20 protein-coding genes and 3 pseudogenes are annotated in these 18,316 nt (G+C 44.7%); 10 read left to right on the top strand and 13 right to left on the bottom strand.

The features are described 5' to 3' along the window. Positions 1 to 60 precede the first annotated feature (60 nt). The 3 genes from ycgN to QUE74_RS07880 all read right to left on the bottom strand — a co-directional run bounded on the left by ycgN (position 61) and on the right by QUE74_RS07880 (position 1,622). On the bottom strand, positions 61 to 507 hold the full coding sequence (gene ycgN / locus QUE74_RS07890; protein WP_001306825.1) for a cysteine cluster protein YcgN: 447 nt from the start codon (positions 505 to 507) through the stop codon (positions 61 to 63). 91 nt (positions 508 to 598) lie between these two features. Then, on the bottom strand, positions 599 to 1,258 hold the full coding sequence (locus QUE74_RS07885) for a fumarylacetoacetate hydrolase family protein (RefSeq protein WP_000284282.1): 660 nt from the start codon (positions 1,256 to 1,258) through the stop codon (positions 599 to 601). A 70-nt stretch (positions 1,259 to 1,328) separates the two neighbouring features. Beyond that, positions 1,329 to 1,622 (bottom strand): YcgL domain-containing protein, encoded by a 294-nt coding sequence (locus QUE74_RS07880; protein WP_001355235.1) that lies wholly within the window; start codon positions 1,620 to 1,622, stop codon positions 1,329 to 1,331. A gap of 239 nt (positions 1,623 to 1,861) precedes the next feature. Between QUE74_RS07880 and pliG the strand changes: the two genes are divergently transcribed. Then, complete coding sequence (pliG, locus tag QUE74_RS07875; RefSeq protein ID WP_000695225.1) at positions 1,862 to 2,263, top strand: g-type lysoyme inhibitor PliG; 402 nt, start codon at positions 1,862 to 1,864, stop codon at positions 2,261 to 2,263. A gap of 143 nt (positions 2,264 to 2,406) precedes the next feature. On the opposite strand, the gene QUE74_RS07870 is transcribed toward pliG, so the two are convergent. Beyond that, positions 2,407 to 2,775: a YcgJ family protein gene (locus QUE74_RS07870; RefSeq protein ID WP_001057310.1), complete on the bottom strand. Its 369-nt coding sequence runs from the start codon at positions 2,773 to 2,775 to the stop codon at positions 2,407 to 2,409. Between the two features lie 519 nt (positions 2,776 to 3,294). On the opposite strand from QUE74_RS07870, the gene minC reads away from it, so the two are divergent. Genes minC through minE form a run of 3 tightly spaced genes read left to right on the top strand, consistent with a single transcriptional unit; the run spans position 3,295 to position 5,096 of the window. Then, positions 3,295 to 3,990 (top strand): septum site-determining protein MinC, encoded by a 696-nt coding sequence (gene minC, locus QUE74_RS07865; RefSeq protein ID WP_001355234.1) that lies wholly within the window; start codon positions 3,295 to 3,297, stop codon positions 3,988 to 3,990. Positions 3,991 to 4,013: 23 nt separating this feature from the next. Next, complete coding sequence (gene minD, locus QUE74_RS07860; protein WP_000101055.1) at positions 4,014 to 4,826, top strand: septum site-determining protein MinD; 813 nt, start codon at positions 4,014 to 4,016, stop codon at positions 4,824 to 4,826. Between the two features lie 3 nt (positions 4,827 to 4,829). Further along, entirely contained in the window at positions 4,830 to 5,096 is a 267-nt protein-coding gene (gene minE / locus QUE74_RS07855) for a cell division topological specificity factor MinE (protein WP_001185665.1), read from the top strand. A gap of 371 nt (positions 5,097 to 5,467) precedes the next feature. On the opposite strand, the gene QUE74_RS07850 is transcribed toward minE, so the two are convergent. The 3 genes and pseudogenes from QUE74_RS07850 to QUE74_RS29560 form a co-directional block, all read right to left on the bottom strand. After that, positions 5,468 to 10,150: an AIDA repeat-containing protein gene (locus QUE74_RS07850; RefSeq protein WP_286331919.1), complete on the bottom strand. Its 4,683-nt coding sequence runs from the start codon at positions 10,148 to 10,150 to the stop codon at positions 5,468 to 5,470. A 67-nt stretch (positions 10,151 to 10,217) separates the two neighbouring features. Further along, positions 10,218 to 10,334: pseudogene (locus QUE74_RS07845) on the bottom strand (ATPase); the annotation flags it as partial. Between the two features lie 42 nt (positions 10,335 to 10,376). After that, positions 10,377 to 10,439, bottom strand: a pseudogene (locus tag QUE74_RS29560) (hypothetical protein); the annotation flags it as partial. A 142-nt stretch (positions 10,440 to 10,581) separates the two neighbouring features. On the opposite strand from QUE74_RS29560, the pseudogene QUE74_RS07840 reads away from it, so the two are divergent. From QUE74_RS07840 to QUE74_RS07830, 3 genes and pseudogenes are all read left to right on the top strand, one after another. Continuing rightward, positions 10,582 to 10,752, top strand: a pseudogene (locus QUE74_RS07840) (hypothetical protein); the annotation flags it as partial. Position 10,753: 1 nt separating this feature from the next. Continuing rightward, entirely contained in the window at positions 10,754 to 11,098 is a 345-nt protein-coding gene (locus QUE74_RS07835; RefSeq protein WP_000726978.1) for a YMGG-like glycine zipper-containing protein, read from the top strand. A 3-nt stretch (positions 11,099 to 11,101) separates the two neighbouring features. Continuing rightward, positions 11,102 to 11,437, top strand: coding sequence for a YmgD family protein (locus QUE74_RS07830; RefSeq protein ID WP_000979977.1), 336 nt, complete (start codon positions 11,102 to 11,104; stop codon positions 11,435 to 11,437). A gap of 175 nt (positions 11,438 to 11,612) precedes the next feature. On the opposite strand, the gene ymgF is transcribed toward QUE74_RS07830, so the two are convergent. The 6 genes from ymgF to ycgZ form a co-directional block, all read right to left on the bottom strand. Further along, positions 11,613 to 11,831 (bottom strand): cell division-associated protein YmgF, encoded by a 219-nt coding sequence (gene ymgF / locus QUE74_RS07825; RefSeq protein ID WP_001065863.1) that lies wholly within the window; start codon positions 11,829 to 11,831, stop codon positions 11,613 to 11,615. 131 nt (positions 11,832 to 11,962) lie between these two features. Beyond that, positions 11,963 to 13,486 carry a cyclic di-3',5'-guanosine monophosphate phosphodiesterase PdeG gene (pdeG, locus tag QUE74_RS07820; protein ID WP_024210570.1) on the bottom strand — a complete coding sequence of 508 codons (1,524 nt, stop codon included), beginning with the start codon at positions 13,484 to 13,486 and terminating at the stop codon, positions 11,963 to 11,965. A gap of 332 nt (positions 13,487 to 13,818) precedes the next feature. Then, positions 13,819 to 14,067: a hypothetical protein gene (locus QUE74_RS07815; protein WP_001065747.1), complete on the bottom strand. Its 249-nt coding sequence runs from the start codon at positions 14,065 to 14,067 to the stop codon at positions 13,819 to 13,821. Between the two features lie 120 nt (positions 14,068 to 14,187). Next, the gene (ariR, locus tag QUE74_RS07810; RefSeq protein ID WP_000888777.1) at positions 14,188 to 14,454 is read right to left on the bottom strand and encodes a biofilm/acid-resistance regulator AriR; all 267 of its coding nucleotides are present in this window, start codon (positions 14,452 to 14,454) and stop codon (positions 14,188 to 14,190) included. A 28-nt stretch (positions 14,455 to 14,482) separates the two neighbouring features. Further along, positions 14,483 to 14,755, bottom strand: coding sequence for a hypothetical protein (locus tag QUE74_RS07805; protein WP_000858009.1), 273 nt, complete (start codon positions 14,753 to 14,755; stop codon positions 14,483 to 14,485). Between the two features lie 42 nt (positions 14,756 to 14,797). After that, positions 14,798 to 15,034 carry a regulatory protein YcgZ gene (ycgZ, locus tag QUE74_RS07800; protein ID WP_001186982.1) on the bottom strand — a complete coding sequence of 79 codons (237 nt, stop codon included), beginning with the start codon at positions 15,032 to 15,034 and terminating at the stop codon, positions 14,798 to 14,800. A 313-nt stretch (positions 15,035 to 15,347) separates the two neighbouring features. Between ycgZ and QUE74_RS07795 the strand changes: the two genes are divergently transcribed. The 3 genes from QUE74_RS07795 to QUE74_RS07785 all read left to right on the top strand — a co-directional run bounded on the left by QUE74_RS07795 (position 15,348) and on the right by QUE74_RS07785 (position 18,120). Next, entirely contained in the window at positions 15,348 to 16,559 is a 1,212-nt protein-coding gene (locus tag QUE74_RS07795; protein WP_000958306.1) for a diguanylate phosphodiesterase, read from the top strand. A gap of 204 nt (positions 16,560 to 16,763) precedes the next feature. Further along, positions 16,764 to 17,495, top strand: a complete 732-nt coding sequence (bluR, locus tag QUE74_RS07790; RefSeq protein ID WP_000332295.1) for a DNA-binding transcriptional repressor BluR — start codon at positions 16,764 to 16,766, stop codon at positions 17,493 to 17,495. 220 nt (positions 17,496 to 17,715) lie between these two features. After that, positions 17,716 to 18,120: a DUF1398 domain-containing protein gene (locus QUE74_RS07785; protein ID WP_000373091.1), complete on the top strand. Its 405-nt coding sequence runs from the start codon at positions 17,716 to 17,718 to the stop codon at positions 18,118 to 18,120. The last annotated feature ends 196 nt before the right edge of the window (positions 18,121 to 18,316 follow it).

Here is an 18,316-nt window from a genome sequence, read left to right as displayed (position 1 = left end):
CGAAATGGCGAGCATCCAGACGTATATTAAGAAAGCCCCCATCAACATCTATTAAATTTATCACTGCGCCCAGTCAGGTTTATTTAAGATATGATCCTGCCAGTCAATCACTTCTGATTCTTTCACTGCGATATGACGCACAGAGATACGTTCGCCATGCATTGCCGCTTTCGAACCAGTAAGCAGCGGATGCCACGCAGGTAAATCTTTACCTTCCGCCAGCAAGCGATAAGCGCAAGTCATTGGCAACCATTCGAATGTTGGCAGATTTTCACGGGTTAGTTTAATGCAGTCGGGTTCAAACTCGAAACGACGCTCGTAGTTCCGACATTGACAGGTTTTAATATTGAGCTGGCGACAGGCGACGTTAGTGAAGTAGATTTCGTCGGTGTCTTCGTCCATTAGTTTATGCAGACAACACTGACCGCAACCATCACACAACGACTCCCATTCCGCATCGCTCATTTCGTCCAGGGTTTTACTTTGCCAGAAAGGTACATCGCTCATCAGGTGTTCCGCCATTACGTTAAAACGCACCTTATAACCAGTCTGGCACAGCGATGCAAGTTTTGCCGCCGCTTTCAGGCGGCAAAAAGTATTACAAAACGCGAGTTGTCAAAGAATGTCCATCGAAAGTAACCGTCAGCTCATCACCGCTTTGCAAGGGGCCGACGCCATCAGGCGTGCCTGTCAGCACAACGTCACCGGCCTTGAGGGTAAAAAACTTGCTCATATAAGCGATCAGCGGAACGATTTTATGGATCATGTCCGCAGTCGTACCTTGCTGGCGTTGTTCGCCGTTGACGCTCAGGCCCAGCACTGTATTTTGCGGATCGCCGGTGAATTCCGCCGCTGGAATAAACCCGGATAGCGGACAAGAGTTATCAAACGCTTTGGCCTTTTCCCACGGCTGCCCGGCTTTCTTCATTTTTCCCTGAACATCACGCAATGTCAGATCGAGCGCCACGCCGTAACCGGCAATTGCTTTGCGGACATGCTCTTCCGTAGCCTGACGTAGCGTCGCGCCAATCAACACCGCTAGTTCGACTTCATGATGAACTGAACCGAAATCGGATGGGATCGCCAATGGCTGCCGCAGATCGCACAGTGCCGTCTCTGGTTTAATAAACAGCACTGGCTCTTCGGGCACTGCACTGCCCATCTCTTTAATATGTTTGGCATAGTTACTGCCAACACAGACTACTTTACTCACCGGATAATCCAGCAGCGCACCTTGCCAGTTGTGATGTTGATACATAACGTTCCCCTCACTTATCGTGGATATGAAAACCCGCGCCGACAAAGATAATGCCACCGCCGGATATCGGTTATTTGTTAGTGTCGTCTGTTTTCTGCCCCATTATGGAAAGATGTTGCTTCAGCAAATCTTCGGGGGGTGGCGGTAACTGCAGATAGTAACCTTGCTCGGTTAATGCCAGTTTAACCTTCTCAATATCGGCATTGACCAATTTCTTCCGCCCATCCAGCGGCAGAATCATCGCTAACTGAGGCTGACCAAAACCTTTCATCAGTTCCTCAGGAACACGCGAAAAATCGTCTTTTTTTTCGACATATAAATAGGTCTGGTCACGCTTGCTGCTTCGATAAATCACACAAAACATACATTTACTCTTTAAAATGCCAGGTTTTGGCATAAGCTAACATCAATGAAACCCGCGCCACAAGCCAGCCAGCTGTAGATTTCTGCGGTTTGTTCAATCCATGCGCCCTTTATAAGTAATCCCCGGCAAGAATACCGCACCAGGATTTTACCGAATACAGGAAAGCCACTGGAATTCCCCCGTAAGGAATTGTTATATTATAACAGTTCATCGTACTCATTCTGAACAGGAGACTACCTATGAAAATCAAGAGCATCAGTAAGGGTGTATTGCTGCTTGCACTGCTAACCTCTACGAGCTTTGCTGCAGGTAAGAATGTCAATGTTGAGTTCAGAAAAGGTCATAGCAGCGCTCAGTACTCCGGCGAAATAAAGGGATATGATTACGATACATATACCTTCTATGCCAAAAAAGGCCAGAAAGTGCATGTGAGTATCTCTAATGAAGGCGCTGATACTTACCTCTTCGGACCAGGGATCGATGATTCTGTTGATTTATCCAGATATTCCCCAGAACTCGATAGTCACGGACAATACGCACTCCCAGCTTCTGGCAAATATGAGCTGCGTGTGCTGCAAACTCGAAATGACGCCCGTAAAAACAAAACTAAAAAATATAACGTTGATATTCAAATTAAGTAAATGTCAATCGACGGGGACTCTCCCCGTCATAAACGTTATCGCCCCCACGCCTCTCTGTCGCTCAAGAGGTTAATGACGAATATAAAGAAGGCTATGCGACGACGAGCGGAAAATACAGAATAGAACATAATGTAAACAAGACATCACTCACGACACATAAATAACATCTTTGTGGTGGTTTGATTGATTTTCCCACTCCGCTGACCATCCATACCAAAATAACGATCATCACGACATAATTTTTCTTTAACATCGCAAAATACACCGTTAGAGAATGTAAATTGGCTGGGATCGTAGCCTTCTACTGATTGCAAGTTATCCGCAGCTTTTTCACCGAGATATTTCCTTGTTAACTCAGGGGAAATGCCATCTAAGTCAACACAAATATACGGGTCGCAAACAACGCCACACGCCGGCGATTGAAGTCCGCCGGCGTCATTTCCAGACGCCATTGATGAGAACATCATCCCCACACCTGACAATCCAATATAAAAAATACGCCTCATATTCATAGCACATCCTGAGAAACCAACCGTACAACACTTATGCTCATTTCATCATCAACTCATAATCAAAACCGCTGACCTGGACGAGTTACGATGACCTGACAGAAGCATCAGACATCTTCTGCGGATTCTATGATAGAGCAATTCTTCAGCTGATATTAAGATAAAGGTGGCCGTCTTTTAATGGCGTTGAAAGAAATGGAAAGTTAAGAAAGCTTAGCGATGGTGAAAAAATATGCTTGCCTCAACACTGGATATTTAAACAGTTCTCATGAGATTGTCACGATTAGAGTGCAGAAAAAGGAAGGGTAATTAAGAACAATCAAAAGTACGACGGCAATAGGTTGATTGACAAGGGTATTTTTTAAGCTATGAATCAGCGCCATTTATCACAGAATAGACTTTTACTCTGAATAAATGGGAGGGTGACTTGCCTCAATATAATCCAGACTATAACATGCCTTATAGTCTTCGGAACATCATCGCGCGCTGGCGATGATTAATAGCTAATTGAGTAAGGCCAGGATGTCAAACACGCCAATCGAGCTTAAAGGCAGTAGCTTCACTTTATCTGTGGTTCATCTGCATGAGGCAGAACCTAAGGTTATTCATCAGGCGCTGGAAGACAAAATCGCTCAGGCCCCCGCATTTTTAAAACATGCCCCTGTTGTACTCAACGTCAGTGCACTTGAAGACCCGGTAAACTGGTCAGCGATGCATAAGGCTGTTTCGGCAACCGGTTTGCGGGTTATTGGCGTAAGTGGCTGCAAAGATGCGCAACTTAAAGCCGAAATTGAAAAGATGGGGCTGCCTATCCTGACGGAAGGAAAGGAAAAAGCGCCGCGTCCAGCTCCCGCACCGCAGGCTCCAGCGCAAAATACAACGTCGGTCACAAAAACGCGTTTAATAGATACCCCGGTGCGTTCCGGTCAGCGTATTTATGCTCCACAATGTGATCTGATTGTTACAAGCCACGTTAGCGCTGGGGCCGAATTGATTGCCGATGGTAACATTCATGTTTATGGCATGATGCGCGGTCGTGCGCTGGCAGGGGCAAGTGGTGACCGGGAAACGCAAATATTTTGTACGAACCTGATGGCGGAACTGGTGTCCATCGCAGGTGAATACTGGCTGAGTGATCAAATCCCAGCAGAATTTTATGGCAAAGCAGCGCGACTACAGTTAGTCGAAAACGCTTTGACCGTTCAACCGTTAAATTGATCCCTTTTTAACAAGGAATTTCTATGGCACGCATTATTGTTGTTACTTCGGGCAAAGGGGGTGTTGGTAAGACAACCTCCAGCGCGGCCATCGCCACTGGTTTGGCCCAGAAGGGAAAGAAAACTGTCGTGATAGATTTTGATATCGGCCTGCGTAATCTCGACCTGATTATGGGTTGTGAACGCCGGGTCGTTTACGATTTCGTCAACGTCATTCAGGGCGATGCAACGCTAAATCAGGCGTTAATTAAAGATAAGCGTACTGAAAATCTCTATATTCTTCCGGCATCGCAAACACGCGATAAAGATGCCCTTACCCGTGAAGGGGTCGCCAAAGTTCTTGATGATCTGAAAGCGATGGACTTTGAATTTATCGTTTGTGACTCCCCGGCAGGGATTGAAACCGGTGCGTTAATGGCACTCTATTTTGCAGACGAAGCCATTATTACCACCAACCCGGAAGTCTCCTCAGTACGCGACTCTGACCGTATTTTAGGCATTCTGGCGTCGAAATCACGCCGCGCAGAAAATGGCGAAGAGCCTATTAAAGAGCATCTGCTGTTAACGCGCTATAACCCAGGCCGCGTGAGCAGAGGTGACATGTTGAGCATGGAAGATGTGCTGGAGATCCTGCGCATCAAACTCGTCGGCGTGATTCCTGAGGATCAATCAGTATTGCGCGCCTCTAACCAGGGTGAACCGGTCATTCTCGACATTAACGCCGATGCGGGTAAAGCCTACGCAGATACCGTAGAACGTCTGTTGGGAGAAGAACGTCCTTTCCGCTTCATTGAAGAAGAGAAGAAAGGCTTCCTCAAACGCTTGTTCGGAGGATAAGTTATGGCATTACTCGATTTCTTTCTCTCGCGGAAGAAAAACACGGCCAACATTGCAAAAGAACGGCTGCAGATTATTGTTGCTGAACGCCGTCGCAGCGATGCTGAACCGCATTATCTACCGCAGTTGCGTAAAGATATTCTTGAGGTCATTTGTAAATACGTACAAATTGATCCTGAGATGGTAACCGTACAGCTTGAGCAAAAAGATGGCGATATTTCTATTCTTGAGCTGAACGTGACTTTACCGGAAGCTGAAGAGCTGAAATAAGCCCGCTGTAAAAGCGCATTTATCTTCAAGGCAGAGTCATCTCTGCCTTGAGTTTTTCATTCCTCTCATCCACGTTTAGTAAGCGCGGCGAGCATTCTTGCTGATGCGACGCATTGCTATTTCTCCCTCCCCCTTTACACCTTAATGCTGTTCCCATATACAGAACAAAATGTTTATGCCTGGTTGAGTAGATAACCTTATTGTTAGCATGGGTATACTGGGCGATGATAACCCCGCAATTTCATTATTCATTGTTCTCCCATAGGATGAGGTTTCCCGCCGTAACTGGCGGGCTTTTTTTGCCTCAGCATTTTCCCTTGTAACACCCTGTAAATGAAAACTGCGCCGAAGCGCAGTTTAATTACTGATTGTCAGAACGACCAGTTCACACCAGCCACCGCGTTCCACGGGGATTCCACACTGGCACCATGGCTATACCCCACCCCGAGATGCCCGCTTAACGAACTGCTGAATGAGGCTTTAATACCTGCCTGGTATATTCCACGTCTGCCCGACAAATCATTGACAAAATTACCGTCATTATTCACTTTCACCCGGTTATCATCGACAAATTCTTTGCGCACAGCCGCCTTCAGCCACGGCTCTACTTCCATGCCGTTCCCCAGACGCATGTTGTAACTCAGCGTTGCGCCCAGTTCACGATATATACTGCGGGTATCGACTGATTTCGATTCCATACCATTGGATAAATGATATTCGGGGTTGTCAGCGGTTAACCCCGTTAACGATGCATACGGCGTCAGGTTCCAGTTACCATCGGTAAATCGCATCCCGGTTTCAATGTGACCGCCCAGCCCGTTGCTGCGATAACTGCCGTTGGCGGCTCCACCGCTGCTCATTTTACCGGCTACGTTACTTTCAAAGCGGTTCAGCTTCACGATACCGTCCAGATAGAAACCACTTTCATGTTCCCAGCTGACATAGCCCCCCAGAGAATAACTGCCCACACTGCCATGTCCTCCACGATCAAAACCGATATGTGAATGGGAATAACCCATAAAAGCGCCCAGCGTCGCAATCCCCTCAGGAATATCATTACGGCTATCGATCCCCACCGTCATTCCGGTCAGCGTCTGCTCAAACCCGGCACCCGCATCGGTGGTGACATTATTACGGGTGTTATACGTCGTCCCCCAGACATTATTGTTGTGTGGACTCGCTTTCATTATGTTCAACCGCTCGCGAATACTGTTTAGCTCAGCATCAAAGACCAACGGTAATGTTGCTGCCATATTGAGTACGGCTGCCGTAGAAGGCGTGATGCGTTTCTCCGGGACGGGTGTCGGCGTTGGATCGGGAGTCGGGTCTGGTTTCGGATCCGGTTTTGGGTCTGGTTTTGGATCCGGTTTCGGATTTGGGTTGGGGTCCGGGTTGGGTTTGACATCATTGGTCAGGTTCCAGTTGCTGTTGCCGTCGCTTTTCAGGACATACTCATAGGTCCCAAGATCAACGAAACCGCCGGTATTACCCAGCGTAAACGAAGCACCCCCTCCCCCTGTTTTCACCAGCGTCATCGCGTCGTCAGACTGAGGGCTGACGCCGGTATCCTGAACAAAGATTTTAAAATTGCCAGTGGCGTTGTTGTTGACGACCAGTTGATCGCCCCGGGAGCCTGCAACGTTGGTATGCAGGTAGAAATTACCGCTGCCGGAAAGTTCACTGGTGGTCAGCGTATTGTAGATACCGTTAGTTGTGGCAGGCGCTGCTGTTTGTGCTGATAAATAAACATCACCGTCGTTGAGGAGCAAACTGTTTACTCTATATTCGCAGTTGCTGGTGCCTGCACAGGAATTATTGCTGTTAAGCCAGACACTGCCCCGGCTGGCAGCCGTCAGGTCGGCAAGCGTCGTATCGACGCCATTTCCGATAGTTAATGTCGCGCTATCGGTAATCCGGACCACCCCTTCAAGTTTAACTGGCGTAACATTATCCCGTGGCGTCATTAACGACAGGCTTCCTGTCGCGCCACTGACCGATGCATCCGCCAGCGTACCTGCATAGACGATTGCCGTCCCGCCAGCGACCTGTAGATCTTCTGCCCGGGCCAGAGCCTGAAACTCATCTTTTGACCGACCAAGGGTATATTGCCCACCGGAATTAACCTTTGTGGCGAAGTCCTGACCCAGGTTTTGCATTGCCCCACCGTTGCCAACCGTGGAATCGCGAGCTTCGGTACCTGCTAATACCAATAAATTACCGCCATTTTCCAGCAGCACATTGGTCGCTAAATTTCCGGCAATGGAAAAGGTGCCGTACTGGTGAGTACCGCTGATTTCAATACCGTTAGCCGTGCTCGTCTGGAGAGCGGCACCGCTGTTCTGGATGATATCTGTCGCTTTGCCATTATCGTTGACTGTCAGCGTACCGCCTTCATTAATCGTTGTTTTTACTGCCTCACCGTTAGCCGAAACTGTTTGTATTCCGCCGTCGTTAATCGTTGTCTCAGTCGCCACACCCTCGACGATTTGTTCACCGCCGGTAAGCATCGTGCCAGTCGCAGTGGCTTTTGTTTTGACGATCTCCCGTCCGCCCGCATTGACCTGTGTTTTGGCGGAAGTGGTGTCTGACTCCACGGTTAACACGCCGCCATTTGCCAGCAGGATATTGTTCGCCGCATCCTGCTCGATGCTGAACGCGACGCCATCAGCGCGTGTCCCTGTGACCCGCGTCGCCCTGGTGGTTGCCACCAGCGCGCCCTGGCTACTCTGCTGTATCCCCGTAGCGCTGCCTTTCTCCCGCACATCGAGTGTGCCGCCGTCATTAAGTACCGAGTTTTCAGCCAGACCGCCCTCATTAACTACCTGTGAACCGCCATTAATAATGGAACCTTCCGCTGTCCCGTTTGCCATAATTTGTTGTAGGCCAGAGACGATATCGGTATTGATCGCCTTACCATAATTCTGAACGGTTTGCGTGCCGCCTTTGATGTGCGTTTTATCTGTTGACCCACCATCAACAATTTGTTCACCACTTTCGATATTTGCCTCAGTGGCTAAACCATATACCGTTTGCTTGCCACCTTTGATATTTGCTTTATCAGAAGTGGCACTGGCATATATTGTTTGGGTGCCCGCACTATTGAGTACAGTGCCAACATCTTTTCCATAAACATCCATTTTGCCGTTGGCATTAATAATCGTATCAACTGCCCGGGAACCAGTAACGACTGTTAATGAGCCAGCGTTTTCCAGCACTACATTTTTAGCTTCTGAATTCCTGATGTAGAAAGCATCACCATAACTGTTGGTTCCTTCGATAAGTGTTCCGGAAGTCGTGGAAGCAATCAATGCGCCGCCGGATTGTTGCTCAACATGCTTAGCCTCACCACCGTCCTGAACCTCCAGAACGCCACCATTATTAAGTCTGGTGGTATCTGTTTTAGCCTCCTTCTGGACAATCAGCTTACCGCCAGCATCAACGGTAGTATTTTTCGCCGTGGTTTTAGCCACTACCGTCAGTTCGCCGGTATTTTCCAGCACAACATAATTAGCCTCCCCTCCGGTAATAGTGAAGTGAGAGAGCTTGTTGTATCCTTCAATATCAGTCCCTGCGCCCGTGTTGGCAACTAAAGCACTGCCCGTCTCCTGGTTAACCCCATGTGCGATACCACCGGTATAGACAATCAGCGAGCCTCCGGCGCTAATATTGCTGCCAGTTGCCGTACCATCTTTCTCAACAACCTGCCGGCTCCCGGAGGAGATATTTGTCGTGTCAGCTTTCCCGCCGCTCTTGATATTTTGTGTTCCGCTGTTGATATTGGTTCCCGTGGCAATACCATGATTATTAATATTCTGTGTGCCACCATTAATTATGGTATTTGTCGCGTTTCCGGCAACATCCATAACCCCGCCATTATCTATTCGGGTCGCATCAGCTTTAGCATTCGTTAAAACTGACATTGTTCCTTTATCTTTAATAACCGTCTTGTTTGCCGAACCATATGCGTTTATGTCTAAATGACCACCGTTTTCCAGCAACACATTGTCTGCCACGTGATTGTGGATGGAGAATGCCCCTTCACTATTCGTACCGCTCACCGTCGACCTGTCAGTCATTGCTTTTAAAGCCGCGCCATCGTGCTGGGTAACATTCGTTGCCGTACCCTCTCTAACATCAAGCACGCCACCGGAATATATTTCAATAACATTCGAGGTGCTCCTGCTATCAACAATTTGCGTCCCACCAGAATAGATCGTGGTAGTGTGCGCCGTTGACGTGTTTTGCAGCGTCTGCATTCCTCCATTTTTAATGGTGGTTATTTGTGCAGTGCTTGAATCAACATCCTGTCGACCACCATCTATTGTGGTGTCCAGCGCATGGCTCTTAATTGTTCTTTGGTCACCTCCATTTTTAATGATAGTGTTTTCTACAATACTCGAATCTACATACTGTCGGCCCCCATCTATTGTTGTGTTCGTTGCCAGACTTCCTTGTGTGATGTTCTGAGAACCAGATGTATTTATCGTCGTACCGTCAACATGCCCCTGAGCTGTTACTGTTTGTTTACCACCATCAATGACAGTCCCGTTTGCTCTCCCTCCTTCGACGTATGAATTACCATTCTTAATTATCGTGCCATTGCTGGTACCATCCTTATAAATGTACTGATTGCCACTCTCGATTAACGTGCCATTGCTGGTACCACCGTTATAAACTTGCTGATTGCCACTCGCGATTATCGTACCGCTAGAATTCCCACCATTATAAATTACCTGTGTACCCCCATGAAGGATTGTATTATTAGCTTGCCCCTGATAATTGTTATGGTTTGCTACATCTTGTTGTCCACCCATTTCAATAATACTTCCATTAGACACCCCACCAAATACAGTCTGGTGGCCGTGATTAATGATATGAGTATCATTAGTTGTCCCCCGTTCATCTACTATTTGCTCGCCATCCACAGTTTCACCATTTACGATACCAGTAACGATTGATGTGAAAGCAGCCTCTCCAGGCTGGGCATATATCAAGGCAGATATCAATAAGGAAAGTACTGAACGGCGAAAATAATAGCGACTGGTCCTGTTCATAAATTTCATCCTCTGAAAAGTGAATACTGAGTAGCGGGTAAGCGACCTTAGCTCTGCTGCAACATCGGCCCACAGGCACCAGACCAGGGGATTCATCCTTAAGAGACAGCGCAAGTGTATTGTGTTCACCGCTCATCAAAGACATCATGATGAAATGATGATATTCCGCATAAGAAAGAGGCATTTTTAGACGCATCGCGCTGAAGTGTGGTTGAATAAAAATCAATCTTTTCAGATAAGACTGTCGTACTCTTATTTTGCGGAAATAAGGCCGTCGGCAAAGTAAAATGACTCACATAATTGTTTCTGATGAATATCTTCTACTCACATGAATATTACACAATAATATTGATGCATCAGATTATCTTACCTTTACAACATCACGTTAACAGCCAATGACACTTCTTGAATAAAAATATTGTCAATCAAAGAGTTATTTTTTATTTAAGATTATTCTCATTCAAGTAAAAGACATAATTCCTATCATCACAGCCACGCTCATTTTGAATTATCTGAATAATAGCGAGCGTTCTTTAGTTAAGCAGGTCTTAATTGAAGACGAAATTATTGTGTGTGCAACTTACTTAATACCGGACATCTAAGTTGAAGAAAAAAATACTCGCCTTCGGGCTTATCTCAGCATTGCTCTGCTCCGCGCCAGCGATGGCGGATATGAATCGCACCACAAAAGGTGCACTACTTGGTGCAGGCGTTGGTTTACTTACTGGCAATGGCGTTAATGGCGTACTGAAAGGTGCAGCTGTTGGCGCTGGCGTTGGTGCAGTAACAGAAAAAGGCCGCGACGGCAAAAATGCGCGCAAAGGTGCAAAAGTGGGTGCCGCCGTTGGTGCTGTCACTGGCGTTCTGACCGGCAATGGCCTTGAAGGGGCGATTAAAGGTGCCGTAATTGGCGGTACGGGTGGTGCAATTCTGGGTAAAATGAAATAAGGAATGATGATGAAAAAATTTGCTTTACTGGCGGGTCTGTTTGTTTTCGCACCAATGACCTGGGCGCAGGACTACAATATTAAGAACGGTTTGCCGTCAGAAACCTATATTACTTGCGCAGAAGCCAACGAAATGGCAAAAACTGACAGCGCACAGGTTGCAGAAATTGTTGCGGTAATGGGTAATGCCAGCGTTGCCAGCCGTGATTTAAAAATTGAGCAATCTCCGGAACTGAGCGCCAAAGTGGTAGAAAAACTGAACCAGGTTTGCGCTAAAGACCCGCAAATGCTGTTGATCACGGCAATTGATGACACCATGCGTGCTATCGGCAAAAAATAATATTTCGTCTGTTACCGCGTCGATTGATTCGACGCGGTGGTTGTATATAGTTCTACAATGAAACATCACACCCGCCAATACGCCCTCACAACAACAAGCAAAGCAATTTAATCGGCATTAAACCACAAGTACAACAATACTTATTACTATATAGCGGCTATAGCATAAAGAAAGATTAGTGCTGATCCCTGTGGCTAACGAGTTTTTCCCTTACTCGATTAACCAGATTGATCGCCAGCCAAACAAGGGCATTCAGCAAATTTATCGTCACAAGCACTTCTCCAAGCCCAGTACTGGGTTTTGCGATAAGGATGACCAGCAAGGTGATCAGCATAAATGCAATGGAAAAGATGATATAGAGAGTGAAATAATCCAGATTATTACTATTGTTCATGCTACTAATGGCAATCCTGTCAAAACTTTCAAACAATTATAGCAAACAAAATAATGAACAATAGTAACAAGACGCAACGAGCTAATTAGCTGTCTATAATTACACCGCACCATGGTCTTAATGATCAATTTTTACTCAATCATAACCTTCACCTTCGGTTTAGAAAGGATAATTTTAACCAGGTCGATGTAGGTTACCGGTTTATAGAAATAATAACCCTGCTGAAATGTGATGTTGTTTTGATTCAGATAATCAAGCTGTTCTTTTGTTTCGACACCTTCAGCGACGATACTGATCGAAAGTTTACGCGCCAGATCCAGTACACAATCCAGAATCCTGGTTGATTCTGGGTCTGCATTGACACGACCAACAAAACTGTGATCAATTTTAATATAATCAATATGCAGATCATGCAGATAAGAAAGCCCTGAATAGCCAGTACCAAAATCATCCAGTGCGATGACAAAACCATTTTCATGCAGAATGTTCAACCGCTGAACCAGACTTTCATCAACATCTAATGATTCACGCTCGGTCACTTCCAGAACGAGGTTTAAATCGCGGCGGGTAAAACTGTCACGGAAAATTAAGCACTCGTCGACAAACGTCGGCGAAATAATATGCGAGGCACTAAAATTAATTCCGATATGAAAACCTTCCGGCAATTTACTCGCGATAGTGTTCATCTGTGTGACAACCTGATTCATCAGACTTTGTGTAAGCGGAACAATTAATCCAGATTTTTCAGCAAGTGGAATAAATGCCGCGGGTGAGATATATTTGCCGTGAGGTTGTTTCCAGCGGGCTAATACCTCAACTCCCCGCAATGACCCTTCCCGACCATTTACCACAGGTTGGTAAAAAGGGACAATCTCACCATTACTTATGGCCCGTCGCAGGACCTCTTCAGGCGTTGCGCTTTTATTAAAATACTTATCAAGCAGGTAGGCTGCGGCGCAGGCAATTAACAGAATGAATATCAAAACCCCTACGCCATTATCGATAAGTCTGTAGAAGCTAAAGAATGGTGGTGGGTTAAAGATAATAGTGAAATGATATCTTGTGGAGTGAACCTTCTCAGTATAAGGATAGTGTCCATTAAGCGTCATCACGTCACCGGTAGGTCCAATAATGTCATCCGCTACGCGTAATGCATACCTTACCCCTTTCAAGGGCACATTAAGCGCTCCACGAATATGCTGATCACTTATCGTGACCAAAATACGCGTGTCTGCAAATTGGCTCTGATAGAGCAGGATAGGCAATCTATTGACGGTGTCGATTGCCGGAGCCAACAGTAAATTACTGTCAGGGAAAGCAGGAATACGAGACAGCAGGACTCGATTCCCCGGCAAGGATGTACACCAGACCATTCCGCGTTTGAGAATGATGATTGTGCGCAAGTGAGGTTTCAGAGCTGCTTCAGTGCCAAGCTGATATTGCTCCTCGAGGTCGCATTCCTTCCCGGCAATGTTAACCGCCGCTTGAGTCGCCTGTGACGCTTCTTCAAGTATGTGATTGATATTGTTGACAGCATATCTCGCTCCCGCCGTATATGCTGCTTTTGCGGAATACCAAAGCTGGATATTCAAAATAGCGACACCGGTTATAAACAAGCATATCGCAACGAGGATGGGTATGAGTGTATTGCGCATTCGCTTGTCCCGGACTAAGGATTTTAATACATAAAATGATGTTCATTCGCTCGTGCTGGCGTCTAAAGAGAGCATGGTAGAGAGCATAAGAAATATCCACGCCGAAGATAAAATTTTCTCCATCGTCATCTAACCTATTAATTATTGTGCTTAATGTGGGTAAAATTAAGCAAATCTGGCAGGATGTCAGACGTCAAGAATGGAGAACAATAGTTCTCCATTCTTGTTTAAACCCTGATATTCCGGATATATTAAGAAACATAACGACTTAAATTATTACTTTGCAACAGAATATGATACAGCTGATGGTAATTTTAAAACCTTACTCAGTTCTAAGAGAGCTCGGCTTCCCTGTCATTAATAATGACATCCGTTAGTGTTGTCTTATGCAATTCAATGTACTGCAAAATTTGCAGGTAGAGATCAGAAAGAATCACACTCGTTTCATCTTTTAAACGCAAGCGTAAAGCCTGATCAATAATATGACTATTAACATACCCATGCGCCATGAACACCTCCCTCTCGAGATTTTTAAATAAAGCACATTGAAAAATAAATCTCTCGGGAATTGAATTATTCATGTCAGCCTCGTAAAAATATCAATCCAATAGAATTATGCTGTGTATAGTCTAAGCGACAGACAAAAATAAGATGAATGAGTTTTCTATAAACTTATGCTAGTTATACTAAACAATAAAAAGTCACATATCATCAGCTGTGTATCGCAACACGATTTCCAGTGTTTTTCTAATCACATCAGCTTTGAGAATATCATTCGTTGTTTCCAGGGAGTGTATCAGACTTAAGATAATATTTTTATTATTAACATTATCTCCTGAAAGCATTAAATTGGTCACCGCCTGCCCTAATACAGCAGACTCTTCTTCTAACAAATTCCCCGAACTGCGAAAGTAACTTGATAACGCCTTATCAGTTATTGCGTTATGAATAGTAGTATCTTCAAGCATGGTAACCTCTCATCTTACTTATGAAATTTTAATGTATTCTGTTTATTTTCTTACCATTGAATATACTTTTATTGTCAGCTATTGCTGCTCTTCTGTTAGGCCCTCCTGTATCACAGTTGCTAAAATCACGAATTATGCTATCAATTAAATCTCGTCGGAAGGCATTTTGTTCAACAGATTTCATTACGAGTAATTGCTTAATAAGAGTCTGCAACGAAAAATTTATCTTCATGCGTAATATCTGGAGCACCGCCTGGCCAGTAATTTCATGTTTTATACTTTCATTATCAGATGTCTTCATAACGACTTCATAGTTAATCTGTCAAATAATCAGGCTGTCACATTATTCAAAAAGCAACCCAATTAGTGAATTGTAGTGTTTCTGTTCCTCTTCCCCTGTCGCTTGCTCCAGTCGACAAAGAAGTTTGGTACAAAGCGACTTTCGACTCAGATTACGTCCATCTTTCAAAATTTCAGTCACAATTTCCCCGAGGGTTTCCTGCTGAGTAGGCAAGTTAGCTTTTGCAAAGTAACGAGTAATTGCCCCCGCAGAATCTGAAATCACTGAATTTTGCTGCATGCTACGCCTCTATTAAAAATGTTAAACGTTGTTAAGTGCAGTAACAATAGCAAACTTGTACGAAATATGTGTACAGAATGATAAATTATTTTTTTGCAATTAGTGCTAACACCTATAAAACAATGAGATACGTAAAAATTATTTGCATCATTTGACTGACAACCTATACAAGATTCCAAACGAACTCATCTTCAAATTTTTCCATCTTTCATCAATGTAAATAAATAGTTATGTTTTAGTATTAAAAGCAAGACACCAGAAGATATGTCTGTTACCGTCATACTCTCGCCTCGCCCATTACCCTGGACTATTAATGCTTACTACCCTTATTTATCGTAGCCATATACGTGACGACGAACCTGTCAAAAAAATCGAAGAAATGGTTTCGATAGCAAATCGCAGAAACATGCGGTCTGACGTAACAGGGATTTTACTGTTTAATGGTTCACATTTTTTTCAACTTCTTGAAGGTCCGGAAGAACAGGTTCAAATGATTTATCGGGCCATATGCCAGGATCCACGGCACTATAATATCGTTGAACTGCTGTGCGATTACGCACCTGCTCGCCGTTTTGGCAAAGCAGGAATGGAATTATTTGATTTGCGCCTCCACGAGCGCAATGACGTTTTACAGGCCGTACTCGACAAAGGCACCTCAAAATTTCAGCTAACTTATGATGACAGAGCGCTGCAATTTTTTCGTACTTTTGTTCTTTCAACTGAAAAATCAACCTATTTCGAGATTCCTGCCGAAGACTCCTGGCGTTTTATCGCTGACGGACCTGATAAAGAACTTGATTCCTGTACCCTTTCACCAAATATAAACGACCACTTTGCCTTTCATCCTATTGTCGATCCTTTATCGCGGCGGATAATCGCTTTTGAAGCAATTGTTAAAGATAGGGAAGACAGCCCATCAGCCAGAGTGGTTGGGCAAAGCAATGACGGGGAAATCTACACAGCGGATCTCAAAAGTAAGGCACTTGCATTCGCGATGGCACACGCACTTGAGCTCGGTGATAAAATGATTTCAATCAATCTATTACCTATGACCCTGGTTAACGAGCCTGACGCGGTCTCTTTTTTACTTGATGAAATAAAGGCCAATGGTTTGGTGCCTGAACAAATTATCGTGGAATTTACTGAAAGTGAGGTCATATCTCGGTTTGATGAATTTGCCGATGCTGTTAAATCACTTAAGGCTACCGGTATGAGTGTAGCAATTGACCATTTTGGCACAGGTTTTGCCGGTTTGTTACTCCTGTCACGCTTCCAGCCTGACAGAATTAAAATCAGTCAGGAATTGATTACCAATGTTCATAAAAGCGGGCCTCGGCAGGCAATTATTCAGGCGATCATAAAATGCTGTACATCACTTGAAATTCAAGTCTCTGCTATGGGTGTGGCAACACCAGAAGAGTGGATGTGGCTTGAATCTGCAGGAATTGAGATGTTTCAGGGAGATCTGTTTGCCAAAGCTAAATTGAATGGTATCCCTTCAGTTGCGTGGCCGGAGAAAAAATAATTTTCAGCACATTATTTCACATGATTTCTGGAAATCATCGTGAAAATGAATACGTTATGTTTTAATTTAATCCACATTAAAAATAATGTTTTATCCAATTTAGCTGAAATCTTATTTATACTTTGTACAATTTTAGCGTATATTGTACAAAGTATTATTGGGTCGTGTACAGGCGACGGAGATTTATGAGCGCAAGGAGGAATTGTGGCTTATTACAGCATTGGTGATGTTGCTGAACGTTGCGGGATTAATCCTGTCACTCTCCGGGCTTGGCAACGCCGCTACGGTTTGTTAAAACCACAGCGCAGTGAAGGCGGACACCGACTCTTTGATGAAGAAGACATACAACGCATCGAAGAGATCAAGCGTTGGATAAGTAATGGCGTCCCTGTAGGCAAAGTTAAAGCATTACTGGAAACCACCAGCCAGGATACGGAAGATGACTGGAGCCGCCTGCAAGAAGAGATGATGTCAATTCTTCGTATGGCTAATCCTGCCAAACTACGCGCGAGAATTATTTCACTGGGTCGAGAGTACCCGGTAGATCAATTGATTAATCATGTTTACCTTCCTGTTCGTCAGCGTCTCGTGCTTGATCACAACACCTCCCGCATTATGAGCAGTATATTTGACGGCGCATTAATTGAATACGCAGCAGCCTCACTTTTCGAAATGCGCCGTAAGCCCGGTAAAGAAGCCATTCTAATGGCGTGGAATGTTGAAGAGAGAGCACGATTGTGGCTGGAAGCATGGCGTTTATCATTGTCAGGATGGCATATTTCTGTCCTTGCTGATCCCATTGAATCGCCGCGCCCGGAACTGTTCCCGACGCAAACATTGATTGTCTGGACTGGCATGGCACCAACGAGAAGGCAAAACGAACTATTACAACACTGGGGTGAGCAAGGTTATAACGTCATCTTTCATGCCCCCTAATTTCACCTTTATCCCGCCCCTTAGACAGAATCTTATAATCTGAACCCACAACAGCGTTTGTACCGGAGCTGATCCGTTGCAAAATGCTCACCGGGAGAATTCAGGTAATCCCCCTTTCACACTTTGTACATATCACAGCCAAAGGACAGACCAGCTTGAAGTGAGAAAACCGATCGTGCACACTACGCACTCTCACAACTAACAAAAGGTTATTATCCTGATGGATCAGGTCGTTGTTTTTCAAAAGATGTTTGAAAAAGTGAGAAAAGAGCAAAACTTCTCCTGGTTTTATTCAGAATTAAAACATCACCGTATTGCACATTACATTTATTATCTGGCTACGGATAACATCAGAATTATTACTCACGATGAAACAGTTTTGTTATTAAGAGGAAACCGTAGCCTGTTAAAAGTCAGTACAACCAAAAATCCAGAAAAAATTAAAGAGGCGGCATTGCTTCATATTTCTGGGAACTCTACATTTTGGGAGTATTGTACAACACTGGCAAGTGCTGGCGTTTTCCGCTGGGTAACCGATGTTAATAACAATAAACGCGGCTACTACGCTATTGATAATACGCTGTTGTATGTTGAAGATGTGGAAAATAACAAGCCATTAATCTAGCAAAGTTTTAACACATAAGAGAACTATCATAATTCAGTAAAATAACAAAAAAGAGGTCTTTCTATGACTTATCAGAACTCCCTTTTTATTGTTATCCATAATTGTTCAGCCGACCAATACTATAAATCTGACATTTGACATGCCTCCTTTGCCGTTCTGATACGTTACTTGTATTACAGTTATCAAACCCACAAAT

It is taken from the genome of Escherichia sp. 10290 (assembly GCF_030295155.1).
GTDB classification, from domain to species: domain Bacteria; phylum Pseudomonadota; class Gammaproteobacteria; order Enterobacterales; family Enterobacteriaceae; genus Escherichia; species Escherichia coli_F.
The sequence above is the reverse complement of the archived record's forward strand: the minus strand, read 5'-3'. Positions and strand labels throughout refer to the sequence as shown.